This window comes from Agrobacterium sp. GD03872 (assembly GCF_029840625.1).
Taxonomy (GTDB): domain Bacteria; phylum Pseudomonadota; class Alphaproteobacteria; order Rhizobiales; family Rhizobiaceae; genus Agrobacterium; species Agrobacterium fabrum_A.
In genome coordinates this window covers 25,561-45,050 of sequence record NZ_JAOCCY010000006.1, presented here as the reverse complement: position 1 = coordinate 45,050, position 19,490 = coordinate 25,561, and the positions used below count along the sequence as shown (strand labels likewise).

The 19,490-nt window shown below is 61.7% G+C and carries 22 protein-coding genes; 13 read left to right on the top strand and 9 right to left on the bottom strand.

Annotated elements, in window-relative coordinates:
* Positions 1–80: 80 nt before the first annotated feature.
* Genes N5D22_RS15835 through N5D22_RS15825 form a run of 3 tightly spaced genes read right to left on the bottom strand, consistent with a single transcriptional unit; the run spans position 81 to position 2,831 of the window.
* Positions 81–1,313, bottom strand: coding sequence for an FAD-dependent oxidoreductase (locus N5D22_RS15835; RefSeq protein ID WP_279656924.1), 1,233 nt, complete (start codon positions 1,311–1,313; stop codon positions 81–83).
* Between the two features lie 2 nt (positions 1,314–1,315).
* Complete coding sequence (locus N5D22_RS15830; RefSeq protein ID WP_279656925.1) at positions 1,316–1,633, bottom strand: 2Fe-2S iron-sulfur cluster-binding protein; 318 nt, start codon at positions 1,631–1,633, stop codon at positions 1,316–1,318.
* A gap of 13 nt (positions 1,634–1,646) precedes the next feature.
* Positions 1,647–2,831 (bottom strand): cytochrome P450, encoded by a 1,185-nt coding sequence (locus N5D22_RS15825; protein WP_279656926.1) that lies wholly within the window; start codon positions 2,829–2,831, stop codon positions 1,647–1,649.
* 142 nt (positions 2,832–2,973) lie between these two features.
* Between N5D22_RS15825 and N5D22_RS15820 the strand changes: the two genes are divergently transcribed.
* From N5D22_RS15820 to N5D22_RS15810, 3 genes are all read left to right on the top strand, one after another.
* A complete protein-coding gene (locus N5D22_RS15820) occupies positions 2,974–3,924 on the top strand; it encodes a LysR substrate-binding domain-containing protein (RefSeq protein ID WP_279656927.1) in 951 nt (316 codons plus the stop codon).
* 477 nt (positions 3,925–4,401) lie between these two features.
* A complete protein-coding gene (locus N5D22_RS15815; RefSeq protein ID WP_279656974.1) occupies positions 4,402–4,806 on the top strand; it encodes a DoxX family protein in 405 nt (134 codons plus the stop codon).
* Between the two features lie 24 nt (positions 4,807–4,830).
* Complete coding sequence (locus N5D22_RS15810) at positions 4,831–5,106, top strand: hypothetical protein (RefSeq protein WP_279656928.1); 276 nt, start codon at positions 4,831–4,833, stop codon at positions 5,104–5,106.
* 67 nt (positions 5,107–5,173) lie between these two features.
* Here the strand turns inward: N5D22_RS15810 and N5D22_RS15805 are convergent, their stop codons facing one another.
* Complete coding sequence (locus N5D22_RS15805) at positions 5,174–6,016, bottom strand: LysR family transcriptional regulator (RefSeq protein ID WP_279656929.1); 843 nt, start codon at positions 6,014–6,016, stop codon at positions 5,174–5,176.
* 92 nt (positions 6,017–6,108) lie between these two features.
* On the opposite strand from N5D22_RS15805, the gene N5D22_RS15800 reads away from it, so the two are divergent.
* Positions 6,109–6,510 carry a 4-oxalocrotonate tautomerase family protein gene (locus N5D22_RS15800; RefSeq protein WP_279656930.1) on the top strand — a complete coding sequence of 134 codons (402 nt, stop codon included), beginning with the start codon at positions 6,109–6,111 and terminating at the stop codon, positions 6,508–6,510.
* Between the two features lie 44 nt (positions 6,511–6,554).
* Positions 6,555–7,448, top strand: coding sequence for a DMT family transporter (locus N5D22_RS15795; RefSeq protein ID WP_279656931.1), 894 nt, complete (start codon positions 6,555–6,557; stop codon positions 7,446–7,448).
* Between the two features lie 51 nt (positions 7,449–7,499).
* Here N5D22_RS15795 and N5D22_RS15790 read toward each other — a convergent pair whose 3' ends face one another.
* The 5 genes from N5D22_RS15790 to bioB are packed head-to-tail and all read right to left on the bottom strand — an operon-like array spanning position 7,500 to position 12,618.
* The gene (locus tag N5D22_RS15790; RefSeq protein ID WP_279656932.1) at positions 7,500–8,486 is read right to left on the bottom strand and encodes a beta-ketoacyl-ACP synthase III; all 987 of its coding nucleotides are present in this window, start codon (positions 8,484–8,486) and stop codon (positions 7,500–7,502) included.
* A 43-nt stretch (positions 8,487–8,529) separates the two neighbouring features.
* Positions 8,530–9,825, bottom strand: coding sequence for an adenosylmethionine--8-amino-7-oxononanoate transaminase (locus N5D22_RS15785; protein ID WP_279656933.1), 1,296 nt, complete (start codon positions 9,823–9,825; stop codon positions 8,530–8,532).
* Positions 9,822–10,460, bottom strand: a complete 639-nt coding sequence (gene bioD, locus N5D22_RS15780) for a dethiobiotin synthase (protein ID WP_279656934.1) — start codon at positions 10,458–10,460, stop codon at positions 9,822–9,824. The genes N5D22_RS15785 and bioD overlap by 4 nt, the downstream gene beginning before the upstream one ends.
* Positions 10,457–11,602, bottom strand: coding sequence for an 8-amino-7-oxononanoate synthase (locus tag N5D22_RS15775; protein WP_279656935.1), 1,146 nt, complete (start codon positions 11,600–11,602; stop codon positions 10,457–10,459). The genes bioD and N5D22_RS15775 overlap by 4 nt, the downstream gene beginning before the upstream one ends.
* Positions 11,599–12,618: a biotin synthase BioB gene (gene bioB / locus N5D22_RS15770; RefSeq protein WP_279656936.1), complete on the bottom strand. Its 1,020-nt coding sequence runs from the start codon at positions 12,616–12,618 to the stop codon at positions 11,599–11,601. The genes N5D22_RS15775 and bioB overlap by 4 nt, the downstream gene beginning before the upstream one ends.
* Positions 12,619–12,853: 235 nt before the next feature.
* On the opposite strand from bioB, the gene N5D22_RS15765 reads away from it, so the two are divergent.
* From N5D22_RS15765 to N5D22_RS15730, 8 genes are all read left to right on the top strand, one after another.
* Positions 12,854–13,300, top strand: a complete 447-nt coding sequence (locus N5D22_RS15765; protein WP_279656937.1) for an acetyltransferase — start codon at positions 12,854–12,856, stop codon at positions 13,298–13,300.
* A gap of 98 nt (positions 13,301–13,398) precedes the next feature.
* Entirely contained in the window at positions 13,399–14,298 is a 900-nt protein-coding gene (locus tag N5D22_RS15760; RefSeq protein ID WP_279656938.1) for an AraC family transcriptional regulator, read from the top strand.
* 83 nt (positions 14,299–14,381) lie between these two features.
* The gene (locus N5D22_RS15755; protein WP_279656939.1) at positions 14,382–15,314 is read left to right on the top strand and encodes a hypothetical protein; all 933 of its coding nucleotides are present in this window, start codon (positions 14,382–14,384) and stop codon (positions 15,312–15,314) included.
* A 100-nt stretch (positions 15,315–15,414) separates the two neighbouring features.
* Positions 15,415–15,825 carry a hypothetical protein gene (locus N5D22_RS15750; protein ID WP_279656975.1) on the top strand — a complete coding sequence of 137 codons (411 nt, stop codon included), beginning with the start codon at positions 15,415–15,417 and terminating at the stop codon, positions 15,823–15,825.
* A gap of 87 nt (positions 15,826–15,912) precedes the next feature.
* Entirely contained in the window at positions 15,913–16,143 is a 231-nt protein-coding gene (locus N5D22_RS15745) for a hypothetical protein (protein WP_279656940.1), read from the top strand.
* Positions 16,140–17,606: a TolC family protein gene (locus N5D22_RS15740; RefSeq protein ID WP_279656941.1), complete on the top strand. Its 1,467-nt coding sequence runs from the start codon at positions 16,140–16,142 to the stop codon at positions 17,604–17,606. The genes N5D22_RS15745 and N5D22_RS15740 overlap by 4 nt, the downstream gene beginning before the upstream one ends.
* A 15-nt stretch (positions 17,607–17,621) precedes the next feature.
* Positions 17,622–18,971 carry a copper oxidase gene (locus N5D22_RS15735; protein ID WP_279656942.1) on the top strand — a complete coding sequence of 450 codons (1,350 nt, stop codon included), beginning with the start codon at positions 17,622–17,624 and terminating at the stop codon, positions 18,969–18,971.
* A gap of 40 nt (positions 18,972–19,011) precedes the next feature.
* Positions 19,012–19,488 carry a plastocyanin/azurin family copper-binding protein gene (locus N5D22_RS15730; protein WP_279656943.1) on the top strand — a complete coding sequence of 159 codons (477 nt, stop codon included), beginning with the start codon at positions 19,012–19,014 and terminating at the stop codon, positions 19,486–19,488.
* The last annotated feature ends 2 nt before the right edge of the window (positions 19,489–19,490 follow it).

Below are 19,490 nucleotides of genomic sequence, written 5' to 3'. Positions count from 1 at the left end.
AACGCAAAAAGAAAAATCGCGAACGACAGAGCGTCATTTCGTGGTTTTATGTTTTTAATACAATGCCTTATAGAAATCTCTCACGCCGCGACGGACAGAAGCTTAAGGTCGAAATTCTCGTCTGATGCACGTTCGGCAGCGGGCGCCCACGGCGTGCCAACGAAGCGGCGAGCCGCCATATGATCGGCCGGACGGTTGATACTTTCCACGCCGAGCAGCCTTTCACCGCGATAACAGAATACCGAAAACCGGCCGCTTGCCGGGTCGCCACGCAGCACGGTGCGGTCGTGCCCGCCGATCAATCCAGCGATTTGCAGCTTTATCGCTCCCTGATCACTCCAGAACCACGGCAAGGCCGCATAGGGTTCCTCACCCCCGGTCAGTATCCGCGCCAGATGGCGTCCCTGATCGATAGCATTCTGCACGCTTTCAATGCGAAGCGGCCGCTCCGCTTGCGGATGCGGAACGACGACACAATCGCCGATCGCGGATATGGCCGGGTCCGAGGTGCGCAAACGGGCGTCCACCGTAACGCCGCCATCCACGACCAGCCCGGCCGCGCTGGCAAGTCCGTCATTGGCGATAACGCCGATGCCGACCACAACGAGATCGGCCGCCAGCGTCTCGCCGGTGGATGTGACCGCACCGGCGACGCGACCGTCAGCCGTTGCCTCGAAGCGGTCGACACCCCGCCCGAAGAGGAAACGCGTTCCCCGCGCCTCATGCGTTTGGCGGATGTGACCGGCCGTTGTGCGGGATACAGCCCGTGCCAGCAGTGTCGGCGCTGCCTCGACCACTGTGCAGGAAAGCCCGCGATCAGCGGCGACAGCCGCGAACTCAAGCCCTATGAACCCGGCGCCGATGACAAGTGCACGACGCGCTCCCTCCAGCCTCTGCTTCAGATTTTCAGCATCGGCGCGGGTACGCAGATAATGAATGCCCGGCAGATCGGAGCCGGACACGGCAAGTTCACGCCGCCGCGCGCCCGTTGCCAGCACCAGGTGATCATAGGCCAGCCGCCGCCCCGAAGCCAGATGGACGGTTTGTGCGGCCCGGTCGATGGAGCACGCAGCGTCGTTTTCCACGAACTCTATGCGCTGGGTGGCCAGGAAATCCGGCCCGCGCAGATCGAGGCCGGAGGCGGGAATCCTGCCGAGCAGGAATGCCTTGGAAAGTGGTGGGCGTTGATAGGGTAACCCCGGCTCATCGCCCACAAGCACGATGGAACCATCATGCCCCGCCTCGCGCAGCGAGACGGCAGCCTGCAACCCGGCCTGTCCCGCGCCGATGATGACAATGCGATCCAGCCCCATGGTTACACCTGCCGTTCCGGAATACGCACCGTGATACGATCTGCCTGCCCGGCGAAAAGCTGGCAGCTCAGGCGGCTGCAGGCATCGCGCGGGCTTGCCGTGCAGTCCAGCATCTCGCTTTCGGTATCGCTTGCAGCATCGAGCGTATCGCCGCCCTCCTCGAGGTGAACATGGCAGGTTGCGCACATGGCGGACCCGCCGCATTCGCCCACAATACCTTCAACCCCGTTCAGGATGGCGGCCTGCATGACGGAGGTTCCGGCCTCGGCCTCGATCAGCCGCTCGGAACCGTCCGGCTGACGGAAAAGGATCGTTGTCATGATTACACCTCCCTCAGCTCGTCCACTGAACCGGAACGGATGTCGGCCCACGGAAAACCCAGCCCGCCCAGGTCACCGGTCCTTCACCGGGCCTCAAGTCCTTGAGGCGGCGGAACAAGGTCGGCAACGCGACTTCACCCACCTGCACGCGGGCCGCCCATGTGCCCAGACAGAAATGCGGCCCGCCACCGAAGGCGACATGTGGTTTCTTTTCGCGGTTGATGTCGAACTTCTGGGCATCGGAAAAGACGGAGTCGTCACGATTGCCGGAAGCGAGAACCACGCCGATCCGCGCGCCTTCCTCCAGAACCGTTCCGCCCAACTCCACCTTTTTTGTCGTTTGACGTGGATACATGCCGATGGGGGACACCCAGCGCACCGTTTCCTCGAACACATTGCGCCAGAGAGCTGGGTCGGCCTCCACCTGCGCCCGCTGGTCAGGGTTTTCCAGAAGAGCAGCAACGGCGGTGCCGATGGCATCGCGCGGTTCGTTCAACCCGCCGCCGATGATGACCTTGACGTTGGCGGGGATCTCTTCGCGGTTCAGCGGGTCGGCCGCGTGCAACATGGCGGAGATGATGGAGTTGTCGGGGTTCTTCTGAAGGTACGGGATCATTTCATCGAGCGCGGCGTCGACGCCTGCGGCGGCTTCGTCGCTTCGCCGCCAGATTTCCGCATCATTTCCGTAGTTACCGGTTCCATCCATCATCGCCTGGGACCAGATGGCGAGATTTTCCCATGGCACATTGGTCAGGCCCAGCAACGCCGCCAAAGCGCGCGATGCACAAGGCGCGGCGAAACTGTCGAACAGATCGGCTGCCTCTCCCTGCTCGATCATGCGATCCACGAGGTCATCGACGATGGTCTGGAACACCGGCATCCAGTGACCGCGGATCACGTTGGGACGCAGGGCCGCCTCGCAGGCCACCCGCTCGCGCTTGTGAACGGCGCCATCCTTGCGCAGCATCGTGTGGCCCATCACCCGCTTCATCAGCGATTGCGCCTCATTGGCGCTGAACGTTTCCGGATCACGCTCAAGCTGCACGATGTCCGCGTGTCGCGTCACCAGATAGCGGTTGGCGGCAGGCACGAAGCATACGGGCTGTTTCTCCCGCAGCCTGGCATATGTCGGATAGGGGTCTGCAAACAGGTCGGCAAGCTGTATTTCCTCGCCCACCGTTACGGATTGTACGGTCATCGGTTCCTCCCATGAACTCTTGCGGTTCGTCTCCTCGGGTTCCTCCTCAAGAACCCGGAAAGACTTTCCACATCGGTCATTCATTTGTAAAACAGATATTTCCGTGTTATTCTTCGGAAACTCCGATTTAAGAAACCAGCCGATGGACCAGCCCCGCTTTTCGCTTCGCCAGATCCGTTATTTTCTCGCCGTAGCCGAGGCGCGCACCATCAGCGAAGCGGCAGGCAGGCTATCCATCTCTCAAGGCGCATTAACGGAAGCGCTGGACGAGCTGGAGAAACAGATGGCGGTTCGCCTGCTTGTCAGGCGGCGGGCGCATGGCGTCTCCCTGACGCGCAACGGGCGCGAACTGATCGCTCATGCCCGCGCCCTGATGGCGGCGGCGGCGGAGTTGCAGGCCGCAGCGGAAAACCGCGGCGGAACACTGGCCGGGCGCGTTTCGATCGGCTGTTACATGACGCTGGCGCCCTTCGTCATGCCCGCGCTTATCGGCGCCTTCCGCACCCACCATCCATCCGTGGAACTCGATGTATTCTATGGTTCGGGCGAAGAAATCAGCCAGCGGCTTGGCGAAGGCCACCTCGATTTCGGCCTCGTCTATGACTTCAACCTCTCGCCAGCCACCGCTTGCGATCCGCTTTATCAGGTACGCCCGCGCATCGTGCTTCCCGCAGAGCATTCGCTTGCAACGCAGGCCGAAATCGATCTGGCGATCATGGCGCGCGACCCACTGGTGCAATTCGATGTGGAGCCGGCGCTGAGCAACACAAGGCGCATTTTCGAGGTGCTGGGCGTACCGCAAAAACCGGGTCTGAGCGCACCGAGCATCGAACTCGTGCGCTCGCTGGTCGGCCACGGCTTTGGCTATGCCGTGTTATTGCACCACCCGCCCGGCGACATGAGCTATGAAGGCAAGCAACTTGCCGTACGCGACATAGCGGGGCTAGACCTCACTTATGACGTCGTACTTGCCCGGTCCACCTATCTGCGCGCCACACGACGCAGCGAGGAATTGCGTCGCTTCTGCCTGTCCTGCTTCGCGGATGACGCGGATAGCGCCAAACCGGAGCAGGCAGTCAGAAAGAAGGCATGAAACCGGTTTGGCCGCGGTAAGTCGACCGAGTTCGGGCCTAGCGCCGGACGACGTCGTAGCCGAGTTCACCAAATCCTCATATATCCGGATCAGCGTCAGCCGTTCGCCTGACGGCTTGCATTCGTTGCTCAAAGGCAGTTTCGTCAAGTCGATGCGCTACGGCCAAAGCTTCGGCTGACGGTTGCCGAAACCTCTCATATTTGAGCGCCATCTCATCAGTGCGCGGAACCTTCCGACCTCTTTCTACGATATGCCAACTCACAGCAGATCGCCTTGATCGATAAAAGGCCTCCAGTAAGATCGGAGGCTGTTCTAACCTCATTGCAAATGGGGCGCCATTCAGGTCTCAGATCAACCTCAAATTGAGTTGAGTTGACCGTTACCAAGATTTTGTGATGCCTGTGGTTAGGCCCCTGAGGAGATAATCGAATGGTATCCGCGGACACCGAATTCAAGCGCCCCCTAATCGTTCGACCAATGCAAAAATACTACAGCTTTCTATACCATCCCGTAGAAACCATATTGCGTGTCATCGCAGGTCTTGCGCTTGTTACGCACGGTTGGCACAAGATCATAGATCCTTTTGGCGATATCGGACTGGTAGAAAGACTTGGTTTTTATCCCGGTGTTCTGTGGTCTCCAGCTCTAGCTGTAACTGAGTTCTTTGGTGGCATGTTGATCGCAATCGGCCTCCTGACACGTCCAGCCGCATTCGCTGCAATGTTCGTTTTACTTGTTACGGCATTTTTTCACTGGATTGTCCGGGCGGAAGGTTACATGGGGGCGGAAAAATCAATTCTATGGGCTGCCATAATGCTGTTCTTTACCATCCGAGGCGGCAACCGCCATTCGATTGACGCAAGACTCGGCAGGGAATTCTAAAGCCGGAGTTTTGTCCTTGAACCCATGATCGACTTTGATGGTGATCTGCCACCGAACTTTCATCCGGCTGCGACTAGAGCTTCCGTAGTTTTTGAATGCGCCAAAATGACATGGTGTGAGCAACCGGTGGAAACGAGCGATGTCCAGCCAGAAATGGCTGTAGCCATCTGCCTATTCAGTGATGGCGCTGCGGGCATGACCAAGATCGAGGAACAGGCTCTCGTTCAAAGGCTCGTCGCGCATGGACAGTTGAAGGATTCGACAAAGCCGTTCGGCATTGGTTTGCTTGGCGCGATGTAGCGCCGGTAACGTTTCGCACCTATATTTCCTTTTGGCCGGACCAAACCTCGTTTCGGCATCCTGCGCCCTAGTCACCGGAACCGGCGACGGCCGCGACCAGGGCCCTGATTGCCGATGCATGGGCCGGTGTTCGCGCCCGGGACAAAAGAACGATATCGGATGGCGGCAAGGGTGGCAGACCGAATTCAGCGCTCCTGTCGGGCAGGCCCCGGGCACTGATGTCGCCGAGAGCTGCGACGCCTGCGCCGGCAAGGACGCCTTCATGGAGCGCTGCGCAGCTTCCGGCGGTGAAGGCGTCGCGCCAGCCTATGCCAGCCCTTCCGAGCTCCGAGATCGCAATGTCCCGTACGCCACATCCCGGCCCCAAGGATACCAGCGGAATGGCGCTTTTGGCACGTGGCCGCCAATCCGGGGCCGCTCGCCATGCCAGCCGGTCGGTGCGCAGCACTTCACCATCGGTCCCGCCGCCGTTGCGGCGGATGATGGCGGCATCGGCCAGTCCCGACGCGAAACTTTCCCTCACGTAACGGGAAAAACCGATCGTCACGTCGATGACCGCATTGGCCGGCAGCGAGGCGCGCATCGCTCTTATCGCCGCCGAGAGGCGGTTGCCGATCGCGTGATCGCTGGCTGCCAGGGCAAAATGCAGCGGCGGTTCGTCGCTGAAGGTCAGCGCTTCCTCGTGCTTGGCAAGCAGCTCTCGCGCCTTGGGAAGGAACACCTGTCCGTCCTCGGTCAGCCGTAGATGGCGTGGCGAGCGGTCGATCAACCGCCTGCCAAGACGCTGCTCAAGCATCTTGAGCTTCTGGCTGACAACCGGCTGCACGGTTCCTGCCGCCTCCGCCGCCTTCGTCAGGCTGCCGAGTTCGACGGCGAGAATGAAAAGGCGAACGCTTTCAAGATCAATCATATAAAATCACTATGAATGGAATAGTTATATCCATCTTCTCACTATGACTGAATTTGCGCAAGTTGGTTTTCGGCAACAAGGAGATCAACACCATGCCCATGATCAAAGCCCGCTACACCAGACCTCAGAATGGCCCCGACCCAAAACTGGAGGTCGCAGCTCTCCTGTCTCGGCTCACCGCAGAGGTTCTGCACAAAGATCCGGCTGTGACCGCTGTTCTCGTCGAAAGCGCCGATCCCGCAGACTGGATCATTGCCGGAACAAGTGTCGCCGATCAGAAACTCGGGACATTTTATGTCGAGGTTTCGATCACGGATCATACCAACATCAAGGAGGAGACGACCGAGTGGGTGCGGCGTGTCTATGACGGGATGAACAGGCTGGTTGGCCCCGCGCACGAAGCAAGCTATGTGCTGGTTCACGCCGTGGATGGCGACGCCTATGGTTACGGCGGACAGACCCAGAACCTGCGATGGGCGCGCAAATACGCCTAGTGCTGGCGAGGGGACAGGGCAGGCCGGGAAGGAACGGGGACACGATGGTAATTTATGAGCTGGCCGCTGTGGGTGCAGCCACCTGCTGGGCGATGACGGGGCTTCTTTCCGCTCGTCCGGCGGGGCATCTTGGGGCGCTGGCCTTCAACAGGACGAGGCAGCTTTTCGTCGCCTCGGTGCTGGGTCTTTATGTTCTCGCCTCGGGAACATGGCGGGAATTGCAGCCGGAGGCGCTGTGGTCCCTTCTCCTGTCCGGCTTCATCGGCATCTTCGTTGGCGACACACTCCTGTTCACCTGTCTCAATCGCCTGGGACCGCGCCGCTCGGGAATCCTGTTTGCGCTCAACGCTCCCATCGCCGCCGTGCTTGGCTGGGCGATCCTTGGCGAACGGCTTTCCGCAATAGCGGTCGCCGGCATAGGCCTCACCCTCGCAGGCGTTCTGCTGGCGATCCTCTTCGGCAAGCGCAAGGCGCAGCTGCACGAATGGGAAAGGGTGAGGGGATCGCTCTGGCTCGGCATAGTCGTCGGCCTTCTGGCGGCGCTGAGCCAGGCCGTCGGCTCGCTGATCGCCAGACCGGTCATGGCGACAGGCGTCGATCCTGTCGCCGCGTCCATGCTGCGGGTGGGCGTCGCCGCGCTTTGCCTCACGGCATTGACCATGCTGCCCATCAAGGCGGTCAAGCCGAAGGGACCATTGACGGGCAGCATCTTCGCCCAGACAGCGCTGACCGGCATTATCGCGCTTGGCTTCGGCATGACGCTGCTGCTGTTTGCGCTTTCTGGCGGCAAGGTCGGCATCGTCTCGACGCTGTCGGCCACCACACCGGTCATCATCCTGCCGCTGCTCTGGCTGAAAACCGGGGAGCGGCCTGCATTCGGGGCATGGGTGGGAGCCGCACTCGTCGTTGTCGGCATGGCGCTTGTGTTCTGGCGCTAGAGCACTTCGAGGAAAAACGGCCCCCTGCGTCAATTTCGCGGCGACAAGCGCTCAGACGCGGCAGATGACGGACCCGCCCGTCATGCCCGCGCCGGCGGCCGTCAAAAGCAGGACCTCCCCCTCCGCGAAGGGCCGCGCGGCATTGGCGATGGAAAGCGAAAGCGGAATGGTCGCGGCGGAGGAATTGCCGAAGGTTTCTATGGTGCGGACGGTCTTTTGCCTGGTGATGCCGAGATTGCCGCAGACGGCGTCGAACATGCGGTCATTGGCCTGATGGGGTATGAAACGGTCGATATCGGCCGCCGCCATACCCGCATCACGCAGCACCCGTTGCGAGGTCCCGGTCATCAGCGCCACGGCGCGGGAAAAGACCTCGCGGCCGTCGCGCATCGTCATCAACGCATCTTCGGCAGGGGTGTCGGCGGCAAAAGGCTGACTGCTGCCGCCCGCTGCTATCTGGATGAGATCGTAGCCGCTGCCATCGGCAACGAGATCGGCGGACAGCAGGCCGCCTCGCCCCTCCCGGCAGGGCCTTAGCACGACCGCGCCGGCGGCATCGGCGAAGAGGATCGCACTTGCCCTTTCCGCCGGATTGATGCGGCGGCTCAGAATATTGGCGGCAACGACAAGCACGGCGCGGCCATGCGCGCGCACGAAACCATCCGCAAGAGTGAGTGCATAAAGAAAGCCGGAACAGGCCCCGGCGAGATCGATCGCGCCGGATCGCGCCAGGCCCAGCCTGTGCGCAAGCAGCGGCGCGGAAGGCGGCAGCAGATGGTCCGGCGTGGAGGTGGCGAGCAGCGTGAGCCCGATGTCATCGGAATCGATTTTTGCAGCCTCCAGCGCCATCCGGCCGGCTTTTTCGGCAAGGCCGCTCAGCGTATCGCCCCCTTGCGCCCAGTAACGCGTGCGGATGCCGGTCCGCCGCTCGATCCAGCCGGCTTCCAGCCCGAGATTGGCCTCTATCTCCGCATTGCCGACGCAGCGCGCCGGAACGGCATGGCCAAAACCGGCCATGCGGGAAGAACGTGTCTGCATCGTCAGGACTTTCACAATATGGAGAGATGGCCGTTCCCTGCTTTCACACGGCCCCGGCCGTGCGTGATTTTATCGGCGTCGTTCCGGTGACGATCCCGGCCACCTCGTCGATGGCGTCAAAGGCGCGCGTCAGCTCTTCCGCCGTCGAACAATAGGGCGGCATCAGATAAAGCACGTTGCCGAGCGGGCGGATGATGAAGCCGCGCTCACGGAACAGTTGCCGCATATGCGGTCCCGCCTCGGCGAGATAACCGCTGGCCGGCACCACGAGATCGAGCGCCGCAATCGTGCCCGCCTGCCGGATGTCGACGAAACGCCGGTCATCCGCAAATCGACGCAGATTGTCGCACAGCATCTGCTCCAGTTGACCGATGCGCGCAAGCACGGGTTCATCCCGCCAGAGCCTGATATTGGCGACGGCGGCGGCGCAGGCGATCGGATTGGCCGTATAGGAACTCGAATGGAAAAAGGTCCTGCGGCGATCCGTCGAATAATGCGCGTCAAAAATCTCGGCGCTGCACAGCGTCGCCGCCAGCGGCAGGGAACCGCCGGTCAGGCCCTTGGAGGTGCAGAGAATATCCGGCGAAATCCTCGCCTGTTCGCAGGCGAAGAGCGTTCCCGTTCGGCCCCAGCCGGTCATGACCTCATCGGCAATGACGAGGCAGCCGTGGCGTTCGGCGATCTGTTTCAGCCCGGCCAGCACATCGGCGCCGTAAATCTTCATGCCGCCGGCCCCGAGCACCAGCGGTTCGAGCAGCAGCGCGGCGACGCGGCCAGAACGGCAGAAGCTCTCGAACATGTCCAATGTGCGCTGCTCGCCGCCCGCTTCGGGAAAAGCCAGCCGGTCGACGCCAAAAAGCAGCGGTTCGTAAGCGGCGTTGAACACACCGCGTTCGCCGGTCGACATGGCGCCTATCGTATCCCCGTGATAGCCATGCTCCATCACCACGATACGGTCGCGCTTTTCTCCACGGTTATGGAAATAGCCGAGCGCCATTTTCAGCGCCACTTCCACGGCAGTCGAGCCGCTGTCGGAATAAAATACATGGCTCAGCCCGGCGGGAGCGAGCTCGATCAGCCCTCTGGCCAGGGTTTCGGCAGGCTCATGGGAAAATTCGGCGAAGATGATCTGGTCGAAGGCCTCGGTCGCGGCACGGATGGCCGCCATGATAGCCGGATGGCGGTGACCATGGGTGGTGACCCACCAAGATGAAATGGCATCGAACAGCCGGTTACCGTCCTCATCGATCAGAAAGGCGCCTTCCGCCGCAACGATGCGTTTCATCGGCGGTTCCAGCCCATGCTGGGTAAAAGGGTGCCAGACGGGGGAACGGCTCATGCCGGCGTCTCCAGAAAATCAGCGAGGTTGAAGTTTTCGGCAAATGCCTGATGCAGCGCCTTGGCCGTCATCTCCGGCAGGTGCGGCAGCCGGCCGAGCGGATGAACCGCACCAATATCGGCGATGACACGCTGATTTTCCCGGTTCTCGTCGCCGATGAAGGCCACGCCATGCACCGGAATGGCGCGCCGCCGCAGCGCTTCGAGCGACAGCAGCGTGTGGTTGATGGTGCCGAGCGTTGTTCTGGCGCACAGGATCAGCGGAACCCGCCAGCGGGCAAAGATATCGGCAAACAGCAACCTGTCCGTCAGCGGCACCAGCAGCCCACCCGCCCCCTCGATGACCAGAGCTTTATCCGTTTTTGGCGGCTGCAAAAGCGCGGGATCGATCGTGACATTGTCGAGACGGGCCGAAAGATGCGGCGAGGCCGGCATTTTCAGGCGATAGGCCTCCGGCAGGATGCGCGCGCGCGGCACATTGCCCAACCGCTCCACCGTTTCGCTGTCGGTTTCTTCCTCCAGCCCGGATTGCACGGGTTTCCAGTAACAGGCCTGCAGGGCGTGCGTCAGCGCGGCGGCAAACACCGTCTTGCCAATGCCGGTATCGGTGCCGGAGATGACGAAACACGGACTCATGCCCGCTCCTCTTCCAGTGAAAGGGCGAGCAGCCCGACCATATCGGCGATATGGCTTTCATCCACATTGAGGGTGATGGCGATGCGCAGGCGCGCCGTGCCTTCCGGCACCGTCGGCGGGCGGATCGCCCGTACGTCGAAACCGCCGTGACGCAGACGCGCGGCGACCTTAAGCGAGCGGGCATTGTCGCCGATCGTCACCGGCAGTATCTGCGAGCCGCTCGGCGCGATGCCGAGCCGTGAGCGAAGCTCCTCGCCGGCAAAATTTACCAGTTCCGCCAGCCGCGCGCGCCGTGAGGGTTCGTCGGCGACGATGCGCAGGGCTTCGCGCACCGCCGCCGCCACCAGCGGCGAAGGCGCGGTCGAATAGATGAAACCCCGGGCACGGTTGACGAGATAGTCGGCAAGAGCCGCCGGCAGGCTCAAAAGTGCGCCGGAAAGACCGAGCGCCTTGCCGCAGGTGTGTAGTGCCACCACATTGCCCCGGCCCTCCAGCACCGCAGCAAGGCCGCGCCCGCCGGGCCCGAACACGCCGGTAGCATGGGCCTCGTCAACGACGAGAAAGCCGCCATGTCTTGCGGCAAGATCGGCCAGGGCCACAAGCGGCGCACAATCTCCATCCATGGAGTAAAGGCTCTCGACTGCGATCCACGGCCGGCCTCCGCCGCCCGCCTGCCGCCAGCGGATGATTTCCGCCTCGAATGCCTCAACCCGATTATGCGGCACCGCGACCGCCTTCGCCTTGCCGGCCGCAATGCCGTCATGCACGCTGGCATGGATAAGGGCATCGTGAAGGACAAGATCGTCCCGCAGCGGCAGGGTGGAGAACAGCGCGACATTGGCGGCAAAACCGTTGCCGAAATAGATCGCTTTTTCGGCCCCGAAGAAGGCTGCCGCCTCCGCTTCCAGCGCCTCATGTTCGGGGTGGTTGCCGCGCAAAAGCCGCGAGCCGCCGGCGCCCACCGGCACACCTCTTCCGATGGCGTCGGCTATCGCCGCCTTCAGCCGGGGAGCGTCTGCAAGCCCGAGATAGTCGTTGGAGGTGAAATCGATCCCCTCCCGGGGAGCGAGCGCCCGCAGCCGCGATTTGCGCCGCAGGCCGGCAAGCTTCGCCTCATAGGGGGAGAGCGCCGCAACGTTCACCGGCACCCTCCCGGCTCCTGGGACGGCAGTTCCATCGGCTTCAGACCCAGCCGGCGGAAGAGCGCGGTATCGTGGTCCTCACCCGGGTTGTCAGCCGTCAGCAAGGTCTCGCCGATGAAGACGGAATTGGCGCCGGCCAGAAAACAGAGCGCCTGTGTTTCATCGCTCATCTCGGTACGCCCTGCCGAAAGCCGCACGTGCGAATGCGGCATCAGGATACGCGCAACCGCGATGGTGCGGACAAAATCGATGGGATCGACGGGATCGGCATTGGCAAGCTTGGAACCGGGGATCGGGATCAGCATGTTGATCGGCACGCTTTCCGGCGGAACCGGCAGATTGGCGAGCGTCACCAGCATCGAAATCCGGTCTTCGACCGTTTCTCCCATGCCGAGAATGCCGCCGGCGCAGACCTTGATACCGGCATCGCGGACATTGGCAAGCGTTTCCAGCCGGTCCTCGAAGGTACGGGTGGTGATGATCTGCGAATAGAACCGCTCGGATGTATCGACATTATGATTGTAATAGTCCAGCCCGGCATCGGCCAGCCGTTCGGACTGTTCGGGCGTCAGCATGCCGAGCGTCATGCAGGTTTCCATGCCGAGGGCCTTCACGCCCTCGACCATGGCCACCACCGCCTCCATGTCGCGTTCCTTGGGGTTGCGCCAGGCAGCACCCATGCAGTAGCGCGTCGCCCCACCTTCCTTCGCCTTTCGCGCTTCGGCCAGTACCCGCTCCACCTCCATCAGCCTGGAGGCTTTCAGGCCGGTCGGGTTTCGCGCCGACTGGCTGCAATAGCCACAATCCTCGGGGCAGCCGCCGGTCTTGATGGATAAAAGCCGGCTCATCTGAATGGCATTGGGATCGAAGTGGCGGCGATGCACCTGCTGGGCGCGGAAGAGAAGATCATTAAACGGTAAATTATAGATAATTTTTGCGTCTTCGAGCGATATACCCATTTCCTTTGCTGGAATCGGGCGCGGATTCCTTTCGATTTGTGTAGCGATGTGGTCCATTCGGTGACCTTCCCTCAAAATAAATAGATAGAACTTATTTTTATCTATTTTTTTCGCAATGCATTTTGCAAGCACTTTTTCCAGAAAAGTTTCCCGCGTGCAGGATCGGCGGCACGTGCGGGATCGTAATTGCCTGGTTTCAATGCCGAAATTCACCGGACAGGCAGATGCCCGCGGAAAAGATCGGCCCCCGCCCCCATGGCGCGAAAACTCCGCACTTGCTATGGGTGGGGACATGATCACTCTTCGTCCCTCAGAAAGCCGCGACGCTTCCCGCATCCTCGACATATGGAGCAGGGCAGTCGACGCCACCCATGATTTTCTCCTGCCGGCGGATCGCGCCGCGATCGGGGAGGAGGTCAAGGTTTTCCTGCCGCAGGCGCCGCTGACGCTGGCGGTCGATGGTTCGGATCGTCCGCTCGGCTTCATGTTTCTGCACGAAGGGCACATGGAGGCGCTTTTCATCGATCCGGATCAGCATGGCAAAGGCATCGGCAAGGCGCTGGTCCAGAGAGCGCTTGTGCTCCATCCCGCGCTGACCACCGATGTCAACGAACAGAATGCCGGCGCAATGGGCTTTTATCGCCGGCTGGGCTTCGAACCGACGGGGCGTTCCGATCTCGACGGACAGGGACGACCCTACCCGCTTGTGCATCTTCGGTTTCGCGCAACGGAAAAATAGACCGCCGGGATCGTCGGGGAGGATATACCACGAGCACCATCATCCGTTTCGCAACCGATGATTTCCTGCCCGAGCACCGCTTCGACCAATGGCGCGAGGTGCGCGGCAAAAGCCTGTTCGGCGTGACGATCGAGCTTGCCCGGGATCGCCGCCACAGCTTCAGGGGTTCGTTTCAGGCGCGCGCCCTTGCCGGCGCCGTTGTCAGCGAGATGCGCGCTTCCTCTTACCGGGTCAACCGCACCGAAGCCGATATTGCCCGCATTGCCGGCGAGAGCCTCTGCATCGGCCTGCAGGTCAAGGGGTCGGGGCTTCTGCATGCCGGCAGGGACCGGGTTCATTCCGTCAGCGGCGGCGACATCACCATCAACTACTCGGACCTGCCCTACGACGCCATACCCGGCAACGAGGCGGAATTTCACTATCGGATGCTGAAAATCCCTGTGGACTACGAGGTCATGCTCGGCCAGGCCACCGACGACCTGTTTGCGACGCGTTATGCGGAGAATAATAGTTTCTCCCTGCCGTTCCGCGCCCTCTTTAATGCGCTGAACGCCGATCAAGGCAGGCTCATCGATCCCGCGCGCGATGTGGCGCATATCGCCAGGCTTGCCATGACGGCGCGCGGGCGGCTTTCGGCCACCATGCCGGAAGTGCGCGCCGCGCTCAGGACCGGGTTCTGTTATGCCGCCCAGGACATCATGATGCGGAAAAAATCCCGCCAGAACCTCACACCCGCCGCGGTTGCGCGGGAGCTCGGCATTTCGCTGCGGCAATTGCACGTCGTTTTCGAAGGCGCGGAACTGTCGTTTTCCCGGACATTGTCTTCCATGCGGATCGAGGAAGCCAAAAGGTTGCTGGTGGCATTTCCCGCTTTGCCGGTCACGGACATCGCCTATGGCTGCGGTTTCGACAGTCTCGCCACCTTCTACAGGGTTTTCGCCGGCACCTATGGCATGACCCCGCGCGAAGCCCGCATCGTGAATATGCCGCCGGCTTAAAATTCCGCCTCTGCGCGCAATGAGAAGACGCACCATTTCAGCTCCTGTAAGGCCGTAGACCATTCCATATCGGAGCGCGGCCCATGACCAATTTTTTCGACTTTGCGATTTCCCGATTGCCGGCCGCCACAGCCGATGGCCGTGCGCCAGCCCCCGGCGAAATAGAGACGATGATTCAGAAAGATTCCTTCGCGGCGGCGCTGCGCCTGCTGGCCGGAAGTTTCATCGCCCTTTATGAGGGCTCACCCGAAATGACCGCGCTTTTTGCGACGCGTCAGGGCCGACTTCTTTGCCACGCGCTTCTGGCGCTCTATTTCCAGAAATCGACCGCCCGCGAGACCGGAGAAGATGAGCTCGCCCTGACACGGGAAGATTTCGGCCATCTGGCGCTGCGGCACGGCCTCGCCAGCCATAGCGTCGCTTATGCTTTTTTCAAAGAAGCGCTGAAGCGCGGGCTGACACGACCGGCAAGCCCATCCCATGACGGGCGTATCGCCGGTGTGGCGCCTTCACCGCCGGCGCTCGCGATGCTCGTGCAATGGTACGACGTGCATTTCCAGGCGCTGGATCTGCTCGACGAAGGTTTCAGGGCATCGCGTTTCATGGCGCGGTCAGAAATAATGCTTCCACATATTCACCCCCGGGTGTCGCAGGCATTTCTCTCCCATCCGGAGGTGCGTTGCCCCGGCCCGCTCTCCATCATCTTCAACTGGTTCGACGGCGGCGGACTGCTGATGGATCGGCTTATTGCCGGAATCGACTGGGAAAGGCCACCCGAACACGGAAGACGTGTGACCGACGTGCAGACGGTAACGCAGCTGGCGGCGGCGCTCTCCCTGTCGCGCATCCATGTCGGCCGCAAGCTCGCGGCGGCCGAACTGATCGGCGGCATTGGCTGGAGCGGGCGGCGCGGCCGCTCCGCACTGTGGATTTCGCAGGGCTTTTACGAGGAATACGCCCGCACGCAGGCACGCAAACTGCTCATTCTCGACGAGGCCTTCATCGATTTCGCATGAGCTGCGGACAAGCCACAGGTCACGCGGCACGACGGTTTTCGTCAATGGTTATGGGGGATATCCATTGACAAATCACCGGACTGCCGCTTTTCTACCGGACATGCGTGAGATGTTGCGAGCATCGAAATTGCTGGCCCTGTTGTTTAGACTGGTGATGATACTGTCACTGGCGGGCTACAGCGTTTCCACTGTCAATGCCGCAATGCATGGTCCCGAAACGGGGAGAATGCAGCGCGATCAATCCGCCATGATGAATCAAGGCGCGATGATGGATCATGGCGGTTCGGCCATGACCTCCGGCAGTCACGATCACCACGACATGGCCGATGAGGACGGCGGCGCCGAAAAGCCGGCCAAACCGCAATGTTGCAGCGACTTCTGTCTCAGCATGGCGGTCCTGATCGGCCACGATGTCAATGGCACGCCCGTTGTCAGCGGCATCCGCTCCTTCCTCGATGACAGCAAGGCGCTGGGCCAGACCCCGCTGCTTCACCGTCCGCCTAATATCTGAACAGGCCGAGCCCGCCTTTGGGCAATGACCGTGCGCGAGCGGCTTTAGCGCCGTCGCGCCGTTGCATCTCCTGTTCGGAAAATACCCATGAACCCAATTTATATTGTGGTCGCGGCGCCCCTCTTTCTGGGCGGCTGCACAGCCACATCCCTGATGAACGACGCCGCCTCCTATGACGACGCGGCAAACCCGGCGCTTGGCGTCGCTCCCCTCCGCTACCAGACCCCGGTCTCGGGTTACACAGCCCGCATGCCGGCCGATCCGAAACCCTGGCGTAACCAGAACGATGCGCAGGCTCCGAAAGGAGATGCATCATGACACTACGCCCCCTCAAACTCGCATCCGCCCTCTGCCTGCCGGTTTTTCTCGGCGGCTGCGTCACGGCCGCCCAATATGCGGCGCGGGACGCCGGCTTTGCCAATGTTTCGTCCAGAACGTCCGAGGCGACAGGAAAACAGGCGGTCTGGGTGCAGAACCGGGCCGAAGCGCAGGCGACACAGGCCCGCGTCAAATCGCTGATGACGGCCGGCAAAAGTCTTGATGTCGAGACGGCGGTGCAGGTTGCACTGCTGAACAACAAGGGCCTTCAGGCGGCCTATGCCGATCTCGGCGAATCCGCCGCCACCGCATGGCAATCGACCATGCTGGTCAATCCCAGGGTCGGCATAGGGCTGACGGGGATCGGCACCCCGGGGCTCAGGGCCTATCAGGCGATCGAGGGCGTCGTGGTCACCAATATTCTGGCGCTGGCGACCCTCAAGAAAAATGTCGAGATCGCCGATACCGGCTTCCGCAAGGCGCAGCTTGGCGCCGCGCTGAAGACGCTGCAACTGGCGGCCGACACCCGCCGCGCCTGGATCACCGCGGTGGCGGCATGGGAAAATGTCGGCCAGCTGGCGCAGGCGCAGACCGCGGCGGATGCCGCCTCGGAACTTGCCCAAAAGCTTGGCGAGGCGGGCTCGCTCAACAAGGAGGGCCAGGCCCGCGAGCAGGTCTTTTATGCCGAGCTGACGGGCCAGATCGCCAGGGCGCGGCTTGAGGCCCGCCTTGCCAAGGAGGAGCTGACCCGGCTGATGGGGCTGTGGGGAGCGGATATCGAATACACCATTCCCAACCGCCTGCCCCCGCTTCCGAAGGCTCTCACCAAGCGCGAGATGATCGAGGCCGAAGCGCTGCAACGCCGCGTGGATCTGCAGATGGCGAGGCTCGATCTGGAGGCGACCGCCCGGTCGTTCAAGCTCACCGAGGCCACCCGATACGTGACCGATCTCGAAATCCGTTCCGGCTTCGAGACCGAACGCGAGCTGGAAGACGGCGAAAAACACAAACAGACGACCGGCAATGCCGAGTTGGAATTCGTCATTCCGATCTTCGATTCCGGGCAGGCGCGTATGCGGGAATCCGAACTCGCCTATATGCGCGCGGCAAACCTGCTGGCGGAAAAGGCGGTCAATATCCGCTCCGAAGCCCGCTCCGCCTATCAGGCCTATCGCTCGAACTATGACATCGCCCGGCACTACCGCAACAGCGTGGTGCCGCTGCGAACAAAGATCGAGGAGCAGTCGCTGCTGACCTATAACGGCATGATCACCAACACCTTCGAGCTTCTGGCCGACAGTCGGGAAAAGGTCAATTCCAACCTGCTCGCCATCAACGCCAAACGCGACTTCTGGCTCGCCGAAGCCGGCCTCGCACCCGCCATTTACGGCGGTGGCGCGGGTGCTGCGGCAGGCGCGGAGACCGAGGTTGCCGCCGCTGGCGGCGGCGGTGGCGGACATTGAGAAAGGAGAACCACCATGTTCAATAGAAGAAACTTTCTGGGTGTCGGCGCCGCAATGGTCTCCTCGGCGGCCTGGGCGAAAACATCCAACACCAGCCTGCCGGAAGCGGCAGTGATGGAAACGGCTGCGACCCAGGCCCCGGTCAAGCCCACCACCGGTCCCGACTACAACCCCGTCGTCACCCTCAATGGCTGGACCCTGCCCTTCCGGATGAACAACGGCGTCAAGGAGTTCCACCTTGTCGCCGAGCCGGTGGAGAGGGAGATGGCGGAGGGCATGACCGCGCGGCTGTGGGGTTATAACGGCCAGTCACCCGGCCCGACCATCGAGGCCGTCGAAGGCGACCGGGTGCGCATTTTCGTCACCAACAGGCTGCCGGAACATACGACGATCCACTGGCACGGCATGATCCTGCCGTCAGGCATGGACGGCGTCGGCGGGTTGTCGCAGCCGCATATCCCTGTCGGAAAGACCTTCGTCTACGAGTTCGACCTCGTGAAGTCCGGCACCTTCATGTACCACCCGCATTCGGACGAGATGGTGCAGATGGCGATGGGCATGATGGGCTTCTTCGTGATCCATCCGAAGGATCCGGCCTTCATGCCTGTCGATCGCGATTTCGTCTTCCTCATCAATGCCTTCGACATCGATCCCGGCTCCTATGTGCCGAAGATCATGACCATGACCGACTTCAATCTGTGGTCATGGAACAGCCGGGTGTTTCCGGGCATCGATCCGCTGGTGGTTTCCAAGGACGACCGGGTGCGTGTCAGGGTCGGCAACCTGACCATGACCAACCATCCGATCCACATGCACGGTTACGATTTCGAGGTGACCTGCACGGATGGCGGCTGGGTGCGACCCGAGGCGCGCTGGCCGGAGGTGAGCATCGATATTCCCGTGGGTGCGATGCGGGCCTATGAATTCGACGCCAAATATGTCGGCGACTGGGCGATCCATTGCCACAAGTCGCACCATACGATGAATGCGATGGGACATGATGTCCCGACCTTCATCGGCGTCGACAAGAAGAGCGTTGCCGAAAAAATCCGCAAGGTGCGGCCGGAATATATGCCGATGGGCACCGCCGGCATGGCCGATATGGGCGCGATGGAAATGGAAATCCCCGAGAACACCGTCCCCATGATGACGGGTTGGGGTCCGCACGGCCCCATCGAGATGGGCGGCATGTTCTCCGTGGTGAAGGTCCGCGAAGGCATCTCCGCGGGCGATTACTCAGATCCCGGCTGGTACGAAAACCCGCCCGGAACCCAGGCCTGGGAATGGACCGGCGAGTTGCCGGATACGACCAAGACCAACGACCCCAAAACCCAGATCACGCCGAAACCGATGAAACACGGCTGATGGTGCAGACCCTGACCCAACCGAACCAAGGAAACATGCGATGACCAGACTGAAACTTGCACTGCTTCTCACCGCGCTCGCCACGCCCGCCTTGGCCGCGGGCACCCATGGCGGCGGCCATGAGGCGATGGCGATCGGCGAACCTGGCGACAAGGCCAAGGTGACCCAGACCATCCAGGTGACGATGAAGGAAACGCCGGACGGCAAGATGGTTTTCACCCCCGCCAAATTCGACTTCAAGAAGGGCAAGACCGTGCGTTTTGCCGTGAAGAATGTCGGCGAGCTGGACCATGAATTCATTCTCGACGAACAGAAGGCCAATCTGGAGCACAAGGCCGCGATGGAAAAGACGCCGGAGATGGAGCACGACAATCCGAATGCCATCAGCCTCGCGCCCGGCGAAAGCGGCGAAATCATCTGGAAATTCACCAATGACGGCATGTTCGAATTCGCCTGCCTGAAACCCGGGCATTACGAGGCCGGCATGCGCGGCGATCTCAAAGTTTCGGCAAAGTAACC

Bases quoted from the DNA above. Each gene is read 5' to 3' on its own strand.
- N5D22_RS15745 (WP_279656940.1), top strand. From the start codon at position 15,913: ATGAACCCAATTTATATTGTGGTCGCGGCGCCCCTCTTTCTGGGCGGC.
- N5D22_RS15790 (WP_279656932.1), bottom strand. From the start codon at position 8,486: ATGCAGACACGTTCTTCCCGCATGGCCGGTTTTGGCCATGCCGTTCCG.
- N5D22_RS15830 (WP_279656925.1), bottom strand. From the start codon at position 1,633: ATGACAACGATCCTTTTCCGTCAGCCGGACGGTTCCGAGCGGCTGATC.
- N5D22_RS15835 (WP_279656924.1), bottom strand. From the start codon at position 1,313: ATGGGGCTGGATCGCATTGTCATCATCGGCGCGGGACAGGCCGGGTTG.
- N5D22_RS15815 (WP_279656974.1), top strand. From the start codon at position 4,402: ATGCAAAAATACTACAGCTTTCTATACCATCCCGTAGAAACCATATTG.
- N5D22_RS15795 (WP_279656931.1), top strand. From the start codon at position 6,555: ATGGTAATTTATGAGCTGGCCGCTGTGGGTGCAGCCACCTGCTGGGCG.
- N5D22_RS15765 (WP_279656937.1), top strand. From the start codon at position 12,854: ATGATCACTCTTCGTCCCTCAGAAAGCCGCGACGCTTCCCGCATCCTC.
- N5D22_RS15810 (WP_279656928.1), top strand. From the start codon at position 4,831: ATGATCGACTTTGATGGTGATCTGCCACCGAACTTTCATCCGGCTGCG.
- N5D22_RS15785 (WP_279656933.1), bottom strand. From the start codon at position 9,825: ATGAGCCGTTCCCCCGTCTGGCACCCTTTTACCCAGCATGGGCTGGAA.
- N5D22_RS15750 (WP_279656975.1), top strand. From the start codon at position 15,415: ATGCGTGAGATGTTGCGAGCATCGAAATTGCTGGCCCTGTTGTTTAGA.
- N5D22_RS15800 (WP_279656930.1), top strand. From the start codon at position 6,109: ATGCCCATGATCAAAGCCCGCTACACCAGACCTCAGAATGGCCCCGAC.
- N5D22_RS15825 (WP_279656926.1), bottom strand. From the start codon at position 2,831: ATGACCGTACAATCCGTAACGGTGGGCGAGGAAATACAGCTTGCCGAC.
- bioD (WP_279656934.1), bottom strand. From the start codon at position 10,460: ATGAGTCCGTGTTTCGTCATCTCCGGCACCGATACCGGCATTGGCAAG.
- bioB (WP_279656936.1), bottom strand. From the start codon at position 12,618: ATGGACCACATCGCTACACAAATCGAAAGGAATCCGCGCCCGATTCCA.
- N5D22_RS15805 (WP_279656929.1), bottom strand. From the start codon at position 6,016: ATGATTGATCTTGAAAGCGTTCGCCTTTTCATTCTCGCCGTCGAACTC.
- N5D22_RS15740 (WP_279656941.1), top strand. From the start codon at position 16,140: ATGACACTACGCCCCCTCAAACTCGCATCCGCCCTCTGCCTGCCGGTT.
- N5D22_RS15820 (WP_279656927.1), top strand. From the start codon at position 2,974: ATGGACCAGCCCCGCTTTTCGCTTCGCCAGATCCGTTATTTTCTCGCC.
- N5D22_RS15755 (WP_279656939.1), top strand. From the start codon at position 14,382: ATGACCAATTTTTTCGACTTTGCGATTTCCCGATTGCCGGCCGCCACA.
- N5D22_RS15730 (WP_279656943.1), top strand. From the start codon at position 19,012: ATGACCAGACTGAAACTTGCACTGCTTCTCACCGCGCTCGCCACGCCC.
- N5D22_RS15735 (WP_279656942.1), top strand. From the start codon at position 17,622: ATGTTCAATAGAAGAAACTTTCTGGGTGTCGGCGCCGCAATGGTCTCC.